Source organism: uncultured Brachyspira sp. (assembly GCF_934747485.1).
In the GTDB taxonomy this organism is placed as follows: domain Bacteria; phylum Spirochaetota; class Brachyspiria; order Brachyspirales; family Brachyspiraceae; genus Brachyspira.
On sequence record NZ_CAKVGN010000034.1, the window covers coordinates 13,161 to 31,045 of the forward strand.

The 17,885-nt window shown below is 28.7% G+C and carries 13 protein-coding genes; 8 read left to right on the top strand and 5 right to left on the bottom strand.

What is annotated here, in order from left to right:
- Positions 1 to 10: 10 nt before the first annotated feature.
- Positions 11 to 1,444, top strand: a complete 1,434-nt coding sequence (gene nhaC, locus Q0H31_RS07500; protein ID WP_295296897.1) for a Na+/H+ antiporter NhaC — start codon at positions 11 to 13, stop codon at positions 1,442 to 1,444.
- 198 nt (positions 1,445 to 1,642) lie between these two features.
- Here the strand turns inward: nhaC and Q0H31_RS07505 are convergent, their stop codons facing one another.
- Positions 1,643 to 3,019 carry an MATE family efflux transporter gene (locus Q0H31_RS07505; RefSeq protein ID WP_295296900.1) on the bottom strand — a complete coding sequence of 459 codons (1,377 nt, stop codon included), beginning with the start codon at positions 3,017 to 3,019 and terminating at the stop codon, positions 1,643 to 1,645.
- A 155-nt stretch (positions 3,020 to 3,174) separates the two neighbouring features.
- Between Q0H31_RS07505 and trpB the strand changes: the two genes are divergently transcribed.
- From trpB to Q0H31_RS07520, 3 genes are all read left to right on the top strand, one after another.
- Complete coding sequence (gene trpB / locus Q0H31_RS07510) at positions 3,175 to 4,431, top strand: tryptophan synthase subunit beta (RefSeq protein ID WP_295296903.1); 1,257 nt, start codon at positions 3,175 to 3,177, stop codon at positions 4,429 to 4,431.
- A gap of 182 nt (positions 4,432 to 4,613) precedes the next feature.
- Positions 4,614 to 5,729: an ROK family transcriptional regulator gene (locus tag Q0H31_RS07515; protein ID WP_295296905.1), complete on the top strand. Its 1,116-nt coding sequence runs from the start codon at positions 4,614 to 4,616 to the stop codon at positions 5,727 to 5,729.
- A gap of 144 nt (positions 5,730 to 5,873) precedes the next feature.
- The gene (locus Q0H31_RS07520; protein WP_295296907.1) at positions 5,874 to 6,920 is read left to right on the top strand and encodes an NAD(P)-dependent alcohol dehydrogenase; all 1,047 of its coding nucleotides are present in this window, start codon (positions 5,874 to 5,876) and stop codon (positions 6,918 to 6,920) included.
- A 294-nt stretch (positions 6,921 to 7,214) separates the two neighbouring features.
- Here the strand turns inward: Q0H31_RS07520 and Q0H31_RS07525 are convergent, their stop codons facing one another.
- Positions 7,215 to 8,030 (bottom strand): 4Fe-4S binding protein, encoded by an 816-nt coding sequence (locus Q0H31_RS07525; RefSeq protein WP_295296909.1) that lies wholly within the window; start codon positions 8,028 to 8,030, stop codon positions 7,215 to 7,217.
- A gap of 138 nt (positions 8,031 to 8,168) precedes the next feature.
- Here Q0H31_RS07525 and Q0H31_RS07530 point away from each other — a divergent pair, with 138 nt between their 5' ends.
- Entirely contained in the window at positions 8,169 to 8,810 is a 642-nt protein-coding gene (locus tag Q0H31_RS07530; protein ID WP_295296911.1) for a Crp/Fnr family transcriptional regulator, read from the top strand.
- A 4-nt stretch (positions 8,811 to 8,814) separates the two neighbouring features.
- Here the strand turns inward: Q0H31_RS07530 and Q0H31_RS07535 are convergent, their stop codons facing one another.
- Entirely contained in the window at positions 8,815 to 9,255 is a 441-nt protein-coding gene (locus Q0H31_RS07535) for an Rrf2 family transcriptional regulator (RefSeq protein WP_295296913.1), read from the bottom strand.
- Between the two features lie 155 nt (positions 9,256 to 9,410).
- Between Q0H31_RS07535 and Q0H31_RS07540 the strand changes: the two genes are divergently transcribed.
- Both Q0H31_RS07540 and Q0H31_RS07545 read left to right on the top strand, forming a co-directional pair.
- Positions 9,411 to 10,349: an ATP-binding protein gene (locus tag Q0H31_RS07540; RefSeq protein WP_295296915.1), complete on the top strand. Its 939-nt coding sequence runs from the start codon at positions 9,411 to 9,413 to the stop codon at positions 10,347 to 10,349.
- 174 nt (positions 10,350 to 10,523) lie between these two features.
- On the top strand, positions 10,524 to 11,504 hold the full coding sequence (locus Q0H31_RS07545; RefSeq protein WP_295296917.1) for a Gfo/Idh/MocA family oxidoreductase: 981 nt from the start codon (positions 10,524 to 10,526) through the stop codon (positions 11,502 to 11,504).
- Positions 11,505 to 12,033: 529 nt separating this feature from the next.
- Here the strand turns inward: Q0H31_RS07545 and Q0H31_RS07550 are convergent.
- Positions 12,034 to 12,354, bottom strand: a complete 321-nt coding sequence (locus Q0H31_RS07550) for a hypothetical protein (protein WP_295296918.1) — start codon at positions 12,352 to 12,354, stop codon at positions 12,034 to 12,036.
- A 14-nt stretch (positions 12,355 to 12,368) separates the two neighbouring features.
- On the bottom strand, positions 12,369 to 13,832 hold the full coding sequence (locus Q0H31_RS07555; protein ID WP_295296920.1) for a SurA N-terminal domain-containing protein: 1,464 nt from the start codon (positions 13,830 to 13,832) through the stop codon (positions 12,369 to 12,371).
- A 289-nt stretch (positions 13,833 to 14,121) separates the two neighbouring features.
- Here Q0H31_RS07555 and dnaE point away from each other — a divergent pair, with 289 nt between their 5' ends.
- Positions 14,122 to 17,769 carry a DNA polymerase III subunit alpha gene (gene dnaE, locus Q0H31_RS07560; RefSeq protein WP_295296922.1) on the top strand — a complete coding sequence of 1,216 codons (3,648 nt, stop codon included), beginning with the start codon at positions 14,122 to 14,124 and terminating at the stop codon, positions 17,767 to 17,769.
- Positions 17,770 to 17,885 lie beyond the last annotated feature (116 nt).

A 17,885-nucleotide genomic window follows, 5' to 3' on the forward strand; every position in this document is an offset into this window, starting at 1 on the left:
GTATGATAAAATGGAAAAAAAACAAATAAATACTTTTTTACAAATATTCCCGCTAGTATTTATATTAGTTGGAGTTCTTATAGGTACAGTGCATTATGGCATATCAATAGAGTTTTTATTAATATTAGATACTGTTATATGCTGTATTATAGCTTTTGCAGCAGGATATAAATGGGAAGAAATGGAAAAAGCTTTTGTAAAGAAAATAGCTGATACTTGGCTTGGGGTTCTTATATTGATATTGATAGGTGCTATAGTTGGTACTTGGATATATAGCGGTGCAGTTCCTATGCTTATATATTATGGTATAAAATGGATTAACCCTTCTTTTATACCTTTTACAGCATTTGTTGTTACAGCTTTTGTTGCTATATTTACTGGTACTTCTTGGGGAGCTGCTGCTACTTCTGGAGTTGCTTTTATAGGGGTAGCTCATGCAACAGGAGTACCTTTGCCTTTAATAGCTGGTGCCATAATAAGTGGTGCTTATGTTGGAGATAAAAACTCTCCTATATCTGATACTACTGTTTTATCTGCTATGGGTTCTGGTGCTCAATTAATAGATCACATAAAATCTATGCTAATAGTAACTATACCTTCTGTAATAATATCCAGCATTATATTTATTGCTTTAGGTTTTACTGCTTCTTCTAATATAGATATTTCAACAGTAAAAGAAACTAAAGAGATATTAGATTCTTTAGATTCTATGTTTAATTTTAATATATTATTATTGCTTCCTGCTGTTGTGGTTTTTGTAGGAAGTTTTAAGGGTTTATCTCCTATAATAACTATGTTTTTAGGAAGTTTTTTAGCTTTGATATTAGGAGCTATATTTCAAGATTTTGGCTTTTTAAATTCAATAAAAGCATTTGTTTCAGGATTTAATGTTTCTATGTCAAATTTACCAGCAGACCAAATACCTGCCAATTTAAATAATTTATTAAACAGAGGCGGTATGGTTAATATGATGCCTACAGTATTATTTTTGATAACTGCTTTAACTTTTGGTTCTATGCTTCAATTAATAGGTACTTTGCAAACTATATTGGATTTATTATTGAAAGTTATAAAAGGTGTAAAAAGTCTAATGATAGTTACATGGTTTACTACTCTTGTAGTTAATTCAAGTGTTAATAGCACACAATTTACTTTTTTAACTTTAGGTCCTATATTCCAAGATATATATAAAAAATATAAATTACACCCTTCAGCATTATCAAGAACTATGGAAGAGGGAGGAACTTTAACAGAACCTATAGTACCATGGACAGTAACAGGAGTTTATATGGCATCTACTTTAGGTGTAGCTACTTTACAGTATTTGCCTTACTCATTCTTTAATTTGGTTAGTATAGTGGTGATGTTTATATATATACTTACTTTCCCTAAATTAAAATTTGCTGTTCCTGTTTTGAAAGAAGAAAAAGATAATAATAATTAATTTAGGTCTATTTTATTGGAGCAGGCATTTTAGATATATATGTCTGCTCTTTTTTATTTTTGTAAAATAAAATTGATGAATTGAATATTTAAAGTATAATAATGTAATGATATTAACTATTAATTGTTATAAAATTCTTTTATTTTATATTAAATCTATATTACAATTTAAATATTTTTTATAATAATATTAGAATTATTATTTATCCTCTTCTAATTTTTTAATATTTTTTATCTCTCTCTTTATAAATATAATAGTAATTATTAAAGCCATTGCATCTGCTATTGGACCAGCATACATTACACCATCTATACCAAATATTTTAGGCAGTATAATTATAAGAGGGAGTAAGAAAATTATTTGTCTAGTCATAGCAATAAATGCTCCCTTAAATGCTTTTCCTATAGAGGTAAAAAATGAACCTGTAACAGGCTGAACACCATTAACCACCATAAATAGCATATATATTCTCATATACTCTTCAGCAAAAGAAAAATATAATTCACTTCCATCTCCAAACATAGAAACTATTTGTCTTGGAAATAATTGAAAAAGCACAGATGCTGTTATAGCCATCATAGTTGTTATAAATACGCTTAATTTATATGTGTCTATTACTCTTTTATAATTTCTTGCTCCATAATTAAATCCAATTATAGGCTGCGAACCTTGTCCTGTACCTATTATAAAAGCCATAACAATCATATTAATTTTTATTATTATTCCAGATACAGCAAGAGGAATATTACCTCCATATATAGATTGGTTACCATAATAGCTTAATACATTATTCATTGTAATTTGAACAGCCATCATAGCTAACTGATTGAAGCCTCCGGATAAACCTAAAGTAAAAATTTTAATAACATTACTGATATTTAGAATAAAGCTTTTTTTGTTAAGTGTAACATTTTTCATTTTAAATATATATTTAAAAGTTAAAGCAAAAGATATAAACTGACCTATTATAGTAGCTAAAACAGCTCCAGATATTCCCATGTTAAAATAAAATATAAATATAGGGTCTAATATAGTGTTAGCAATAGCCCCGCTTAATACAGACATCATAGAATATCTTGGACTTCCATCTGCTCTTATTATATGACTCATCATGCTTGAAAATATAAACGGCAAAAAACCAGTAGAAGTTATTGAACTGTATTTTATCGCATAACCCAACACTTCTTCAGTAGAACCAAACATATACATTATTTTTTCTACAAACATCTTCACTATTATAGTTAATATAATACTGAAAATGAATGCTAAAGATATTGTATTTCCTATAATATTTGATGCTTTTTCTTTTTCGCCCCTTCCAAGCAGTAAACTATATGAAGAAGCACCTCCTAAACCCAAAAATAAAGATATTGATACACATATTGTTGTTAGAGGGAATGCAACATTTGTAGCAGCATTACCTTTTATGCCCACTCCCTGACCTATAAACATTTGATCTACTATATTATATAATGCCCCAACTAACATTGATATTATACTTGGAGTGGCAAATTTTAAAAGAAGTTTATATATTTTTTCATAATATAATGGGTTAGAATGAACATCATTATGCATCTAAAAATCCAAATAATAAAATATTTTTTATTTATTATATTATATTTTTTGATTATTTAAATGATTAATTTTTATATAAATTCATTTTGATACTATTGACAAAAATATTATTAATGTTAAAATACTATATATAGTAATTAATAAAGGGGCTAAAAATGATAACAAGCGAAAACGGTTTTTTTGGTAAGTTTGGCGGAAGATTTGTAGATGAGAAACTCGAAAAGAAATTAATAGAATTGGAAGAAGCTTTTAATTTTTATATAAAAGATAAAGATTTTTTAAATGAATTAGAAGAGCTTAGAAGTGATTTTTTGGGAAGACCAACTCCTTTAATGTATGCCAAGAACATATCAGAAAGTATAGGCGGGGCTAAAATATATGTAAAATTAGAAGGTTTTGCTCATACTGGTGCACATAAAATTAATAACTCTATAGGTCAGGCATTATTAGCAAAGAGAATGGGAAAGAAAAAAATAATAGCAGAAACAGGAGCAGGTCAGCATGGTATTGCTACAGCGGCTGCTTGTGCTAAATTAGGATTAGAATGCTCTATATATATGGGTGATATGGACGTACGCAGACAGCAGCCTAATGTAGCATCTATGGAATTATATGGGGCTAATGTTGTATCTGTTAAAAGAGGGTCTAGAGGATTAAAGGATGCAGTTGATGAGGCTTTAGAAGAATGGGTAAAAAATTTAGATGATACTCATTATTTGCTTGGAAGTGCTGTTGGTCCTAGCCCTTATCCAGATATAGTGAGAACTTTTCAATCTATAATAGGAAGAGAATTAGCTAAACAAATAGAAGAAAAGAAGTTAAAAGTAAAATCTATGATAGCTTGTGTTGGAGGCGGTTCCAATGCCATAGGTTTTTTTGAACCATTTATAGAAAGAACTGATATAGAATTAATAGCTGTTGAGGCAGGGGGAATAGGCTCGAATATTGGAGAGAATGCTATAAGAATGAATAATCAATATGCTAAGGAGCATGTTGCTCAAGGGTATAAGACTAAGTTTATATTAAAAGAAAATGGTGAGATATCTGACACTATGTCTATATCTGCGGGGCTTGATTATCCGGGGATTGGACCTCAATTAGCTTATTTAGGAGATATTGGGAGGATTAAATTTTTAAGTGCTACGGATTCTGAAGCAGTTAATGCTGTTAGAGAATTTGCTAAGCATGAGGGAGTTATATTTGCTTTAGAGAGTGCTCATGCTGGGGCTAAGGCTATAGAGTATGCTAAGAAATGTTCAAAAGATGATGTTATAATAGTTAATATGTCTGGAAGGGGAGATAAAGATATTTTTATAACTTCGCCTATATTTAGAGCTGAGAGATGGAAAGAGTTTTTGCAAGATGAATTAAACAGATTAGAAAATAATATTGATGTGCATAATTTTAAATAAAAATATTGTATAATTAATAAAATGTTTTTTATATATGTTATAAAACTTTATTTAAAAAAATATTTTAAAATAATATAAAGCTAATTTTTGACAAAAGATAAATTTTATTATAGTATACAAGTTATAATTTTAAATTTATTTTTTAATCTATTTTGTTTTCTAAATAGATTTTTGTTATAATTATGGCTTATAAAAAAAGTAATAACATAGATGTAAAAAAAATTAATAAAAATATAATATACAAATATATTTTAGAAAATAAAAAAGTATCTAAAAATAGTATTTCAGTGTCATTAAATATTAGTATGCCTACTGTTTGGCAAAATTTAAAGGAATTATTGGATAATAATTTAATAGAAGAAGTTGGAGAGTTTGAATCAAGCGGAGGCAGAAAGGCTAAAGCTATTTCAATTGTTGAGAATGCTAAATTTGCTGTTGGTGTTGATATAACTAAAAATCACATAAGCATGGTTTTGGTTAATTTAGTTGGAAGTGTTGTAAAAAATATAAGATTAAAAAAATCATTTAGCTATAGTAATGAATATTTTTTATGGTTTGAAAAATCTATTAAAGATTTTATTTTTGATGTTGACATAAACTCAATATTAGGTGTCGGCATATCAATACCGGGAATTATAGATAGAACAGGGATTTCTATAAGCTCATCGCATGTATTGAAAATTAAAGAAGTTCCATGTTATGATTTCAGCAGATATATACCTTTTAATTGCATATTTATAAATGATGCCAATGCTGCTGGATTTGCTGAATCTAAGTATATAGAAAATAATGCTGTTTATTTATCATTAAGTAATAGTGTGGGCGGGGCTATAATATTTTCTAAGGAACTATATACTGGTGATAATGTGAGGGCTGGAGAGTTTGGGCATACTGCGATTGTTCCAAATGGAGAGAAATGTTACTGCGGCAAGAGAGGGTGTTTAGATTGCTATTGCAAGGCTAGTTTATTATCCGATTTAAGCAACGGTAAATTAAATGTCTTTTTTGATAAGTTAAACAAAGGCGATAAAAAAATTACAGAAGTTTGGGATAGATATTTATATTATCTATCAATAGCGGTTAATAATTTGAGAATGAGTTTTGACTGTGATGTAGTTATAGGCGGATATGTTGGTGCTTATTTTGCAGACTATCTTAATGATTTTAAAAATAAAGTTGCTAAGTTAAATACTTTTGAAGAAAATGCTAATTATGTAAAAGTTTGCAGGCATCATTTTGAGGGAGCTGCTTTGGGGGCTGCTTTAGTGCATATTGACTCATTTATTAAATCTGTTTAACAAAAACTCTGCTTTAATAAAAATATTTTTATATCTTTTACTTGACAATGTGATTTTTTATGAGTATACTTATTTTATTAAATACTTTTATAAAATTATTTAATAAAAGTATTTAATAAATATTGTATAATAAGGTGTTAAATTATGAATGGTAAGATGAAAGTTGCAATAATGACTGATTTAAAAAAAATAGAATTTATAGAGAGGGAAATACCAAAGCCAAAGGGTGATGAAGTATTAGTGAAATTAGAATATTTAGGGGTATGCGGTTCTGATTTGCATTATTATGAACATGGGGCTATTGGCAATTTTATTGTGGAATATCCATTTGTTTTGGGGCATGAATGCAGCGGAACGGTTGTAGAGATAGGAGATAAAGTTAAGCATTTAAAGGTTGGTGATAGGGTTGCTTTAGAGCCCGGTAAGACTTGCGGGGAATGCGAGTTTTGCAAAACTGGAAGATATAATTTATGCCCTGATGTAATATTTTTTGCTACACCTCCTGTTGATGGAGTATTTCAAGAGTATGTTGCTCATCCTGAAAGCTTATCTTTTAAGCTTCCTGATAGTATATCAACAATGGAAGGAGCTTTGATAGAGCCTTTAGCTGTTGGAATGCATGCGGCGAGACAGGGAGATGCTAAGATAGGGCAAACAGCATTTGTAACTGGAGCAGGATGCATAGGCTTATGCTCTATGTTGGCTTTGAAAGCTTGCGGAGTATCTAAGGTTTATGTTATAGATGTGATAAAAAAGCGTTTGGATAAGGCATTGGAATTGGGAGCTAGCGGTGTTATCGATGCTTCTAAAGAAAATGTTATAGAAAGGGTATTAGAGTTAACTGGCGGCAAAGGAAGCGATATTACTATAGAGACAGCCGGAAGCGAAATTACAACAAATCAGGCTATTGACTTTGCTAAAAAGGGTTCTACTATAGTTTTAGTTGGATACAGTAAAACAGGAAAAATAAATATGAATGTTGGTATGTCTTTAGATAAAGAATTAACTTTTAAAACTGTATTTAGATATAGACATATTTTCCCATTATGTATAGATGCTATAGAAAGCGGGGCTATTGATATAAAAAATATAGTTACTAATAGTTATGATTTTAATGATTTGCAAAAGGCTTTAGATGATAGTGTAGAAGATAAAATGAATATTGTAAAAACTGTTATAAAAATTAAGTAAGTATTTAGTAATAGTGTTTTTGTGAAATTATTAATAGTATCTAAAATATATTGTAATAAAGATAGATTATTTTACACAGTATATAGATATATTAGATTTAATTTTTTAAAGTGTAATAGAAATGCATTATGATTTAAATCAGAATATATTTGTTTATGATGCCAAAAAATTATTACATTTTATAGATTATAAAGAATACATACTTTTTAAAGTAAATACTGTGTAATATCTATTACTCCTAAACAATAATGATATGATTGTATAAATTTATAATCATATCATTATTATTCTTTATTAGATTATTTCTCCGTCTATGGATATAGTATATTCTTTTATGATGATGTTTTTATTTGCTTTTTTAAGAGCTTCTTCTACTATCATTTCAACACCTCCGCAGCAAGGTACTTCCATACGAACTATTGTGATTGATTTTATGTTTTTTGTTTTAAATATATTAGCAAGCTTTTCAATATATAAATCTATGTCGCTGTCAAGTTTAGGACAAAGCATCATAAGCACTTTGCCTTTTAAGAATTTTGAATGGAAATTAGCATAAGTAAAAGGAACACAATCTGCACTAATAAGCAAATCTATATTATCAAGATATGGTGCATTTTGGTTTATGAGTTTTAATTGTATAGGCCAATTTTCTAACTCTGAACTCATATGAATATTATTGTTATTATTCTCACTTTTAAGTTTATTTCTCATATCTCTTTGCATGCTTCCAGGGCAGCCGCAAGGTTTGTTTTCTTCCATATTAGGTACCTCCAAATTGTTATCTTTTAAATATTTTATAGCCTCATTAAAAAGCTTATCTTCTCCATGTTCTTTTAAATGTTTAAGATGAGCCTTTATTACATTAGCACCGCCTTTAGCAATATTTACCATTACTTTTTGTTCATTATATTCTTCTGCTTCTCTCTCTTCTATAGTCATAGCATTTTCTGGGCATTTTTTTATGCAAGCTCCAAGCCCATCGCAAAACAAATCGCTTATAAGTCTTGCCTTTCCGTCTATTATCTGTAAAGCCCCCTCAGGACAATCTGGTATGCATTCTCCGCAGCCTGTGCATTTATCTTCATCTATTTTTATTATTCTTCTTTTCATTTTTGTTTAACTCCTATATGTAAAAGTTATTTATATAATATAATTTTTTATGAAAAACTCAGTTGCTATGGCAACTAACTAATATTGATTTTTTAATAAAAAATACTATATTAGTTACTATATAATTGAGAGTTTTTTATGGAAGAATATATAGATATAATATTAAAATCAAGTTTATTTAATAACATAGAGAGAGATGATATAGTTTATATACTTAATAGTTTTGGTTATCAGAATAAATCATATAAAAAAGGAAATACAATTATAGACATAGGAGATTATATAGAGCATATTTATTTAATATTAGATGGTATGGTAGAAGTTTCCAAAGAATATGATGATGCAAGAAAGAATATAGTTAATATACTAAATGCTGGTGATATTTTTGCTGAATCTTTTGCTTTATCTACAAAAAAGATTTCTACAATACAAGCATTATCTTTTACCAATACTAAAATATTAAAAATCAATACCAATAATATTTTTAATAATGCAATTTTTTTACAGAATCTCATTAAAGTTTTATCAGATAAAAATATATTTCTTTCTATAAAAAATGATATATTAAGTCAAAAAAGTTTAAGAAGCAAAATAATGCTTTATTTAAAATATATGTCTAATATACAGAAATCTAATAATATAATAATACCTTATAATAGAGATAAATTAGCGGAGTTTATTTCTTCAGACAGAAGTGCATTGTCAAGAGAATTAAATAGATTATCAAAGGAAAAAATAATAAAACTTGAAGGCAACAAAATAACGATTTTAAAACATTAAAAAATTATTTATTCATAAAATCTAAATGCTTTTTTCTTTTTCTTACTTCATCAGCTATTTTTTTTATAGTTATTTTAGATAATGATTTTTCAAAGTCTTCTTTTACGCTATTAAACTCTTCTCCAAGCACATCAAACATAGCACATCCCACAGGGCAAACATGATTAGGATGATGAAAACTAAACAGCCCTCTCTCTTCTTCTGTAAACACTGCTTTATATATTGACAGCAATGTTATATCTTTTTCATCTTTTATAAGTTTGCTTCCTTTCTTAGTTGTTTCAACTATTCCTGCTTCTTGGAGTTTTAATAGAATTCTTCTTATTAGAGCAGGGTTAGTTTTTACGCTTTTAGCAATCAGGTGAGAAGTAGTGCCTTCATTTTCAAAAAATGCTATGCATAAAACTATATGTGTGGCAACGGATAATTTAGTGTTAATCTTCATGGTATTATAATAAATTGAATAAATATAATAGTCAATAGTTTTTTATTTCACTATTGTAACTCTTTTGGTAACAATATTTTGTTTAATAGGTATTGATATAATATTGAAAGTATTATATAAGTTTTTCAATATTAATAAACAAAAAAGGAGAAAAAATGAATAAAGTTTTTTTAATTTTGTCATTGGCAGTATTTGCAGTTTCTTGTTCAAACAATTCTGGAGATGGAACAACTAAAGCCAGCAGCAGTACTTCAGGAGCTGAGTATAAAAAAGAAGCTATGGGCATAACAGTAGAAGGATTAGCAGCACCAGAGAGTGTTAAGTTTAGAAATGGTAAATTATATATAGCAAATTTAGGAGACCCTAATGCTCCTAAAGATGGATTTATCATTGTTGCTAATGAAGATGGTTCTAACCCTACAAAACTTTTTGAAGGTGAGTTAGACAGCCCTAAAGGTTTTTCTTTCTTAACTGATGATATTATTATTATACCTGACCAAGTTAATGACAGTTCTATGACTGGTAATTTAGTATTAGCTAATGTAAAAGAAAATAAAATAATTACTAAACTTCCTATAGAAGGCTCTAAGTTTTTAAATGATACAGTAGTTATAGACCCTACAACAGTAGCATTAACTGATACAGGTGCTTCAACTGTTCATTTTGTAAAAGTTGATAACAATTCAGCTTTATCTATCACTTCATCAGTAACAGGAGTAGTTGGTGCTAATGGTATATTATTAGACAATGGAGTATTATATATAGCAGGCAGCACATTCGGAGGCGATGCTAATGGAGGCGATATTTATACTTTAAATATAGACGGTACAGGATTAACTAAATGGACAGATTCAAGATTAGGTGCTGGTGCTTTAGATGGTATAGCTATTGCTAATGGCAAATTATATGTTTCTGATTGGGGTGAAAATGGTGCTAATAATAATGCTTGCATATATGTATTTGATTTAAATACTAAAGAACAAGTTGAAAAAATAGAAGGTTCTTTATCTGGTGTGGCTGATATAGATTTAGTTAATAATGTTATATATATACCAGAGCTTTCTACAAGCTTAATTAAAAAAGTACAATTATAAGTTATAGTACACATAAATATATAAAAGATGCATCTTTTTAAGGTGCATCCTTTTTTTTAAAAATTATTATTTATAATAAAATAAAATTTAAAAAATTAGTTTAAATTATTTTCTTGACAATATATAAAATAGTAATATCATATTTCTATAAACATTTTATAAGAGGTTTTTATAATGAAAAAAGTTAATATAGGCTTTATAGGAGCTGGTTCTATAGCTGAAAAAATGGCTAAAACTATTGCAAAAATTAAAGATGTAGAATCTTATGCAGTGAGTGCGAGAGATATAAAAAGAAGTAAGGCTTTTGCTAAGAAATATGGATTTAAAAAGTTTTATGGTTCTTATGAGGATATGGTTAAAGATGAAAATGTAGATTTGGTTTATATAGCAACACCACATTCTCATCATTATGAGCATATAAAGTTATGTCTTAATAATAATAAAAATGTTTTGTGCGAGAAGGCTTTTACTGTTAATACAAAACAGGCGAGAGATGTTATAGTTCTTGCCAAAAAGAAAAAGCTTCTACTTGCTGAGGCTATTTGGACTAGATATATGCCAAGCAGAGATATAATAAATCAAACTATAAAAAGCGGTATTATAGGTAAAGTAACTTCTCTAACAGCCAATTTAGGCTATGTTATAAATAAAAAAGAAAGACTGATAGAGCCGGAATTAGCAGGAGGAGCTTTGCTTGATGTGGGAGTTTATACTATCAATTTTGCTCTTATGGTATTTGGAAATAAAATAAAAAAAATAGATTCTACTTGTGTGAAAACTAAAAAAGGAGTAGATGAACAAAACTCTATTACTCTTACTTTTGATGACGGCAAAATGGCAGTATTAAATAGCACTATGTCAGCATTAACCAATAGAGAGGGCGTTATTAACGGAGATAAAGGCTACATTGTTGTAAAAAATATTAATAACCCAGAAAGCATAACAGTTTATTCATTAGACAGAAAAGTTGTAAAAACTATTAAAGTTCCAAAACAAATAAGCGGTTATGAATATGAAGTCATTTCCTGTGCAGATGCTATTAGAAATAAAAAGTTAGAATGTAAAGAGATGCCGCATGAAGATATTATAAGAGTTATGAATATAATGGACACTTTAAGAAGAAGCTGGAAAATAAAATATCCTTTTGAAAAGTAAATATATTTGTTTAAAACTAAGTTAATAAATATTTATATTGTTTTTAATTTAATATTTAGTATGTAAAATATAATTAGTATTATTTTATATAATTTCTTAGATATAAAATTTAACTACTTGTGTTTTTTGCAACTTTTTGCCACGGGAAAAAGTTGAATAAAATAAATACTTTAATGTAAAGAAATTATTTATTTAAATTAATATTTGCAGGGCTTTGCCCTTAACGAAGTACACACCGTGCAGCACCCACTTCTTTTGCCGATAGGCACCTACTCGGTACGACCGAAGGGAGTCCTTCAGGACGATCGTAGAAAGTGCCTTCGGTATTGGTATAAAAGAACCTCATATCCTTCGGATACGCTTCGCGAAGAACTGTATTTTTTTCTCAAAGTTAGGTTTTAGGCTATATTTAATACATATTCCTAACATATATAGTAAAAACACTTGCACTTTTTGCGGCGGGAAAAAGTTGAATAAAATAAAAAAACTTATACAAAATAAATATTTATTAATCTACTCTTAAAAATAATCAATAATCTAATTTTATAAGATAATCAATTTTTTCTACAAGCTTAGAAAATGGACGCTCTACATTTATCATTGAGTTTTCTAAAGCGTTGCCGTTTTCATCTTCTATATATATCTCATAAAATAATTCTTTATGATCTTCTTTATTTTCAAATGTAAGTCTTATAAAGATAAAATCATTTATATTAATTCTGTCCAATTTTGGTTCATATTCAAGCTTCTTTATCTCTTTGCTTAATAATTCTTTTCCTAAATGCTCTACTACAACATTGTATATAGATTCTAATTCTTTTCTTATGTAATGTACGTTATTGTCAAACATAAACACCCCTAATTTTATCTTACTTTATGCCTTTTTATTTTAGCTTCTTCTATGCTTCTGTTTTCCCATTCAATAGAAATGTTAGCAACAGATGCACTTAATAATTCTCTTCTCATAGCATTTTTTTGGGCACTATCCAATGATGCCAATTTGTTTACATCTGCTTTTTCTTCTGATAAAACTTTTATAACAGCAACACCGTTATTTAATTTTATAACCTCGCTTTTATCGCCTACATTCAAAGAAAATACAGTGCTATTAAATATAGGGTTAGATGAATCTGGTATAACATTTCCATCAGTAGCGTTTACTAAACCTTGAGCATAAGAAAATGGTGCAGAAGATTTATAGTATTTTATATTTCCATTATTATTTAAAGCAGCAAAATTGTTGTTGTTTAGAGTAGCATTTTTTAATACTTCAACTTGCTTAGATTTTTCTGCTTCAATCAATACTTTAAGATTATCATTTAAATAGCTATCCCTTAAAACAGCAGCATTAACGTCTGTGTATTTTTCTGGAAGTCTTATATTATTAATTAATACAACATAGTAAACTCCATTAACATTAATAGGAGAAAGTAAAGTATTAGTCTGAGTGTTTGTAAATACTCTGTCTGCTATGTTTTTATCAATTTCCATTCTTGTAACATAACCTAAATGATAGTCATTAGTATAAATACTCTTTTCTGCTACTGTTTTATCAAATAAAGTAATATCATTTTTTAATGTTTTATATACATTTTCAGCTTCTTTAGCATTAGCAATAAGTATCCAAGATATATCAGCCTGTACAAAATTAGTTTTATTATCATTAAAATACTTATCTATATCTGTTTCAATTATATCAGCATTTCGCACTATATCAGAAGCATCAATATAAAGCATTTCAATATCTCTTTTTGTAAGATTTTTTATATATTGTCTTTCTAATTCTAAAGAATTAACTTTAACACCATTAAATAACTCTAAAGCTATAGTTTGAGCCATAATAGTTTCTTTTAAGTCTTTTTCTATTCTAATTTTTTCTGATTGAGGAGTATTTTTAATAAAAGCATCATAAGCCATTTGGTTGTAATTACCATTGCTGTCTATAAATTGGCTTTGCATATATTGAAGTATTATTTTATCGCTTACATCAATATTTTTTGCAGCTAAATCATCTAAAAGTATAGTAGTAACAGCTCTTCTAAAAGCTAAATCTTCTATATTTGCATATACATCAGTATTCATAGGTATTCCAAATTGCTGATAATAATTTTCTATTTCTCTAAAGGCTTTTCCATAAGGGCTTGTAGAAGTATAATATATAGGAGTACCATTAACAGAACCTATAGTAGGAGTTTTTTGGCTTCCTCTGGTATCTATAACTAAAAAATATATTATAAGCAAAATGGATACAGCAGATACTCCAATCCATTGCAAAGTTTTAATTACAGGACTCTTTTTTTTGATTACTATTTTCTTGTTAGATGACATTTATTTATCCTCAAAATTTTTTATTAATTAAGTTTAATATGTTAATTATATAAAAAAGCTTTCAAAAAATCAAGTAATTTTCTATATATATGTTGTTTGTTAGTGTGTAGTTTTATATTTAGCGGAGAGTGAGTTTATTGAAAAATTATTGTATTTGCGTTTAATTTTTCAATATTTTTACCGTAAATATTTATAGTGTATTATAATATTGTTTTTAAATCGCTTTTTAACTTGATATTTAACATAATTGGGTATAAAATAAGGTTTAGAAAAATAGGGGTATAATTTTATGTCATTTGTTCATTTACATGTACATACTCAGTATTCTATACTTGATGGTGCTGCTCGTATTAAATCATTATATTCTAAAACAGATAAAACTAAAAGACTCATACCGGGTTTAATAGATAGAGCAAAAGAATTGGATATGCCGGCTATAGCTATGACAGACCATGGTAATATGTTTGGTGCGATGGAGTTCTTTTCTGAGGCTAAAGATAAAGGAATTATACCTATAATAGGGTGCGAAGTATATGTTGCACCAAAGACGAGATTTGACAAGAAATTAGATAACTCAGAAGAGAAAAGTGCTATGCATTTGGTGCTTCTTGCTAAAGATAAAGAGGGATATAACAATTTATGTAAATTAGTAACTCATGGATATACTGAAGGTTTTTATTATAGACCAAGAGTAGACCATGAATTAATAGAGAGATATAATAAGGGGTTAATTTGTTTATCTGCCTGTATGGGCGGGGAGATACCTATAGCCTTAAGAAAAAAAGATTATAAGCAGGCTTTGCAATTAGCGAGATATTATAAATCCATATTTGGAGAAGATTTTTATATAGAACTTCAAGACCACGGTTTAGCAGAAGAAAAGACATTAAACAGCGATTTATACAAAGTGGCAAAAAATGAAAACATAGAATTAGTAGTTACTAATGATGTGCATTATGTATTAAAAGAAGATGCTAAAGCTCATGAGATACTTTTAGCTATACAAACTAAAGCTACTTTAGATATGCCAAAAAGATATAAATTCCCAAGCAATGAGTTTCATTTGAAAACTGAGGAAGAGATGAGAAAGTCTTTTGCAAAACTTCCAAAAGCTTTTGAAAACACAGTGAAAATTGCAGAGCAGTGCAAAGATTTAAATATAATGACTAAAACTTATTATATGCCGAATTATGAGCTTGCTAATGGTGAGACAGAAACTACAGCACTTAAAAAGATGTGTATAGAAGGACTTAATAAGCATTATAATAACAATATACCAAAAGAGGCTATGGACAGACTTGAGATGGAGCTTGGTGTTATAGCTAAGATGGGTTTTGAAGGATATTTTTTGGTAGTTCAAGACTTTATTAACTATGCAAGAAATCATGATGTTGCTGTTGGTCCGGGTAGGGGAAGTGCAGCAGGTTCAATAGTTGCATTTGCTACAGGAATTACAAAGGTTAATCCTCTTGATTATAATTTGCTTTTTGAGAGATTTTTAAATCCTGAAAGAAAAAGCATGCCCGATATTGACGTTGACTTCCAAGATGATAAAAGAGAAGTAGTAATAGATTATGTAACAAAAAAATACGGTAAAGACAATGTTTCGCAAATTGCTACTTTTGGAGCTTTGGGAGGACGTTCTGTTGTAAGAGATGTATGCCGTGTTATGGGTATAGATTTAGCTACTGCTGACAGACTTGCTAAAAGCATACCTAATGATGTAAAAAGAGTTGTAGATATATATGATCATCCTGACTGTGCTGCTTTAGTAAAAGAAATAGAAGGAAGCAGAGAATTAAAGAATATGTATGAAATATCTATGAGGCTTGATGGTTTGGTAAGAAATGTTGGGCTTCATGCTGCGGGTGTAATTATATCATCTCATCCTATAGCTGATTTAGCTCCGGTTTATCAGGATTCTAAAACAGGAACAAGGGCTTGTCAATATGAGATGACTTATGTTGAAAGTGCTGGTCTTATAAAGATGGACTTTTTGGGCATTAAGAACTTAAGGCTTATAAAAGATGCTATAAAAGATATAAAAGAGAGATACGGTGTTGAAATAGATATAGATAATCTTCCTTTGGACGATGAAGCTGTTTATGATATATTTAGAAAAGCTGATACAGGAGGGGTATTCCAGTTTGAAAGTCCCGGTATGCGTCAGATGCTTATAAATATTCAGCCTACAGGTTTTGATGATTTAGTATCAAGTGTGGCATTATATCGTCCGGGTCCTTTAAACTCTGGAATGGATAAAGATTATGCAGACAGAAAAAATAAAAGAAAAGAGATAGTATACAAGCACCCAGATTTAGAGCCTATACTTAAAGAAAGTCAAGGGGTTTTAATATATCAAGAGCAGATTATGGCTATAAGCAGAGTTATTGGAGGTTTCACTGCCGCCGAAGCAGATGATTTAAGAAAGGCTATGGGTAAAAAAATCGTAGAGAAAATGAACTCTATGAGAGAGAAGTTTATTAGCGGCGGACTTGAAAGAGGATATGATGAAGAATTGTTAAATTATCTTTTTGATACAATGAAAGGTTTTGCGGAGTATGGTTTTAATAAATCTCACTCTGTTTGTTATGCTTTAATAGCTTATCAGGAAGCTTATATTAAAGCTCATTACCCAATGGAATATTATGTAGCTTTGCTTAATACTGTTATAGATGATACTGATAAGATAGCATTATATTTAAACGAAATCAAACAAAAAAATATAGAAGTTGTTACTGCGAGTGTGTTTGAAAGCGATGCATTGTTCTCTCAAAAGAATGGAAAGATAGTATATGCTTTACATGCTGTTAAAGGTGTAGGACTTCAGGCTGCTTTAGCTATACAAGAAGAGAGAGAAAATAATGGACAATTTAAAAATTTAGAAGATTTTGTAAAACGTGTAGATGTTCATTTGGTTAATAGAAAAGTATATGAAACACTCATAAAATGCGGAGCCTTCTCTGATTTTGGTCATACAGAAAGTGCATTACTTGCTTCGCTTGATGCAATACTTGCTCATGCTTCTAATTATCAAAAAGAAACATTATCAGGACAAACTATGCTTTTTGATTCTATGTCTGAAGATGACACAGGAAGTGCTTCTTTGGTGATAGAAAAACAAGTTGAATATGCTAATAATATTTTAATGGAAAATGAAAAGGAAGTTTTAGGTTTTTCTTTAAGATACCATCCTTTTGCAAGATATATTACAAAAATTGACTATAAGTATTTTAATAATTTGCTTGAGTTGGAAGAACTTGAAGATAAATATGAGTTTTCAATACCAGCAATCTTAATGAACATATCAGAAGGCACTACAAAGAAAAATACTCCTATGCTTATATTAAAAGTGATGGATTTGTTTACAGAGAATACTTTCTATATTACAACAAAAGTAGATAAATATAGAGAGCAGCTCGATGAAAATATGGGCATACTTATAAGAGGTAAAAGAGATAAAAATAAGTTTTCTGGCAAGATATATAATAACATATTAGAGATAAAAGATTTAGATAGTGTTCTTAATGATAAAAAGAATGTTTTAAAAGAAGTAAAAAGGGAAATAAAAAGAAGAGACAATGCAGAAACTTTAGTAACAGAAAATAAAATACCTAAACCGTCTAATGAAAATACTAAAGCTTCTCCTATGATAAAAAAAGAAAATAATAACAATATTATAAAAAATACTAATACAGGCAAAAAACAATTAGCACTTTATGTTAATAAAAATATATTTGATGATATGGATTTATTATGCTTGCAAAATGCTATATCATCAAACCCAGGTGATTATACTATTTTCTTAAAACTAAAATCAGAAAGCGGTACTGAAGTGTTTAAGATAGGTGAAAACTACAAAGTTGATCCTAATCAGAGGTTTTTGAGCGAAGCTAAAAGTGCGTTAAGATCTCTGATAGAAATAGAATATGCATAATTATTATATACAGTTTTATTATATATAGTTTTATTTTTATTTTTGCACAGGAGCCAGACATATTGCAGTTAGGAATTCCTTAATTTCTTAAAGTATAGCATAGGTGTATCATAATT

Bases quoted from the DNA above. Each gene is read 5' to 3' on its own strand.
- Q0H31_RS07540 (WP_295296915.1), top strand. From the start codon at position 9,411: ATGAATAAAGTTTTTTTAATTTTGTCATTGGCAGTATTTGCAGTTTCT.
- Q0H31_RS07545 (WP_295296917.1), top strand. From the start codon at position 10,524: ATGAAAAAAGTTAATATAGGCTTTATAGGAGCTGGTTCTATAGCTGAA.
- Q0H31_RS07550 (WP_295296918.1), bottom strand. From the start codon at position 12,354: ATGTTTGACAATAACGTACATTACATAAGAAAAGAATTAGAATCTATA.
- trpB (WP_295296903.1), top strand. From the start codon at position 3,175: ATGATAACAAGCGAAAACGGTTTTTTTGGTAAGTTTGGCGGAAGATTT.
- Q0H31_RS07555 (WP_295296920.1), bottom strand. From the start codon at position 13,832: ATGTCATCTAACAAGAAAATAGTAATCAAAAAAAAGAGTCCTGTAATT.
- Q0H31_RS07520 (WP_295296907.1), top strand. From the start codon at position 5,874: ATGAATGGTAAGATGAAAGTTGCAATAATGACTGATTTAAAAAAAATA.
- dnaE (WP_295296922.1), top strand. From the start codon at position 14,122: ATGTCATTTGTTCATTTACATGTACATACTCAGTATTCTATACTTGAT.
- Q0H31_RS07505 (WP_295296900.1), bottom strand. From the start codon at position 3,019: ATGCATAATGATGTTCATTCTAACCCATTATATTATGAAAAAATATAT.
- Q0H31_RS07530 (WP_295296911.1), top strand. From the start codon at position 8,169: ATGGAAGAATATATAGATATAATATTAAAATCAAGTTTATTTAATAAC.
- Q0H31_RS07515 (WP_295296905.1), top strand. From the start codon at position 4,614: ATGGCTTATAAAAAAAGTAATAACATAGATGTAAAAAAAATTAATAAA.
- nhaC (WP_295296897.1), top strand. From the start codon at position 11: ATGGAAAAAAAACAAATAAATACTTTTTTACAAATATTCCCGCTAGTA.
- Q0H31_RS07535 (WP_295296913.1), bottom strand. From the start codon at position 9,255: ATGAAGATTAACACTAAATTATCCGTTGCCACACATATAGTTTTATGC.
- Q0H31_RS07525 (WP_295296909.1), bottom strand. From the start codon at position 8,030: ATGAAAAGAAGAATAATAAAAATAGATGAAGATAAATGCACAGGCTGC.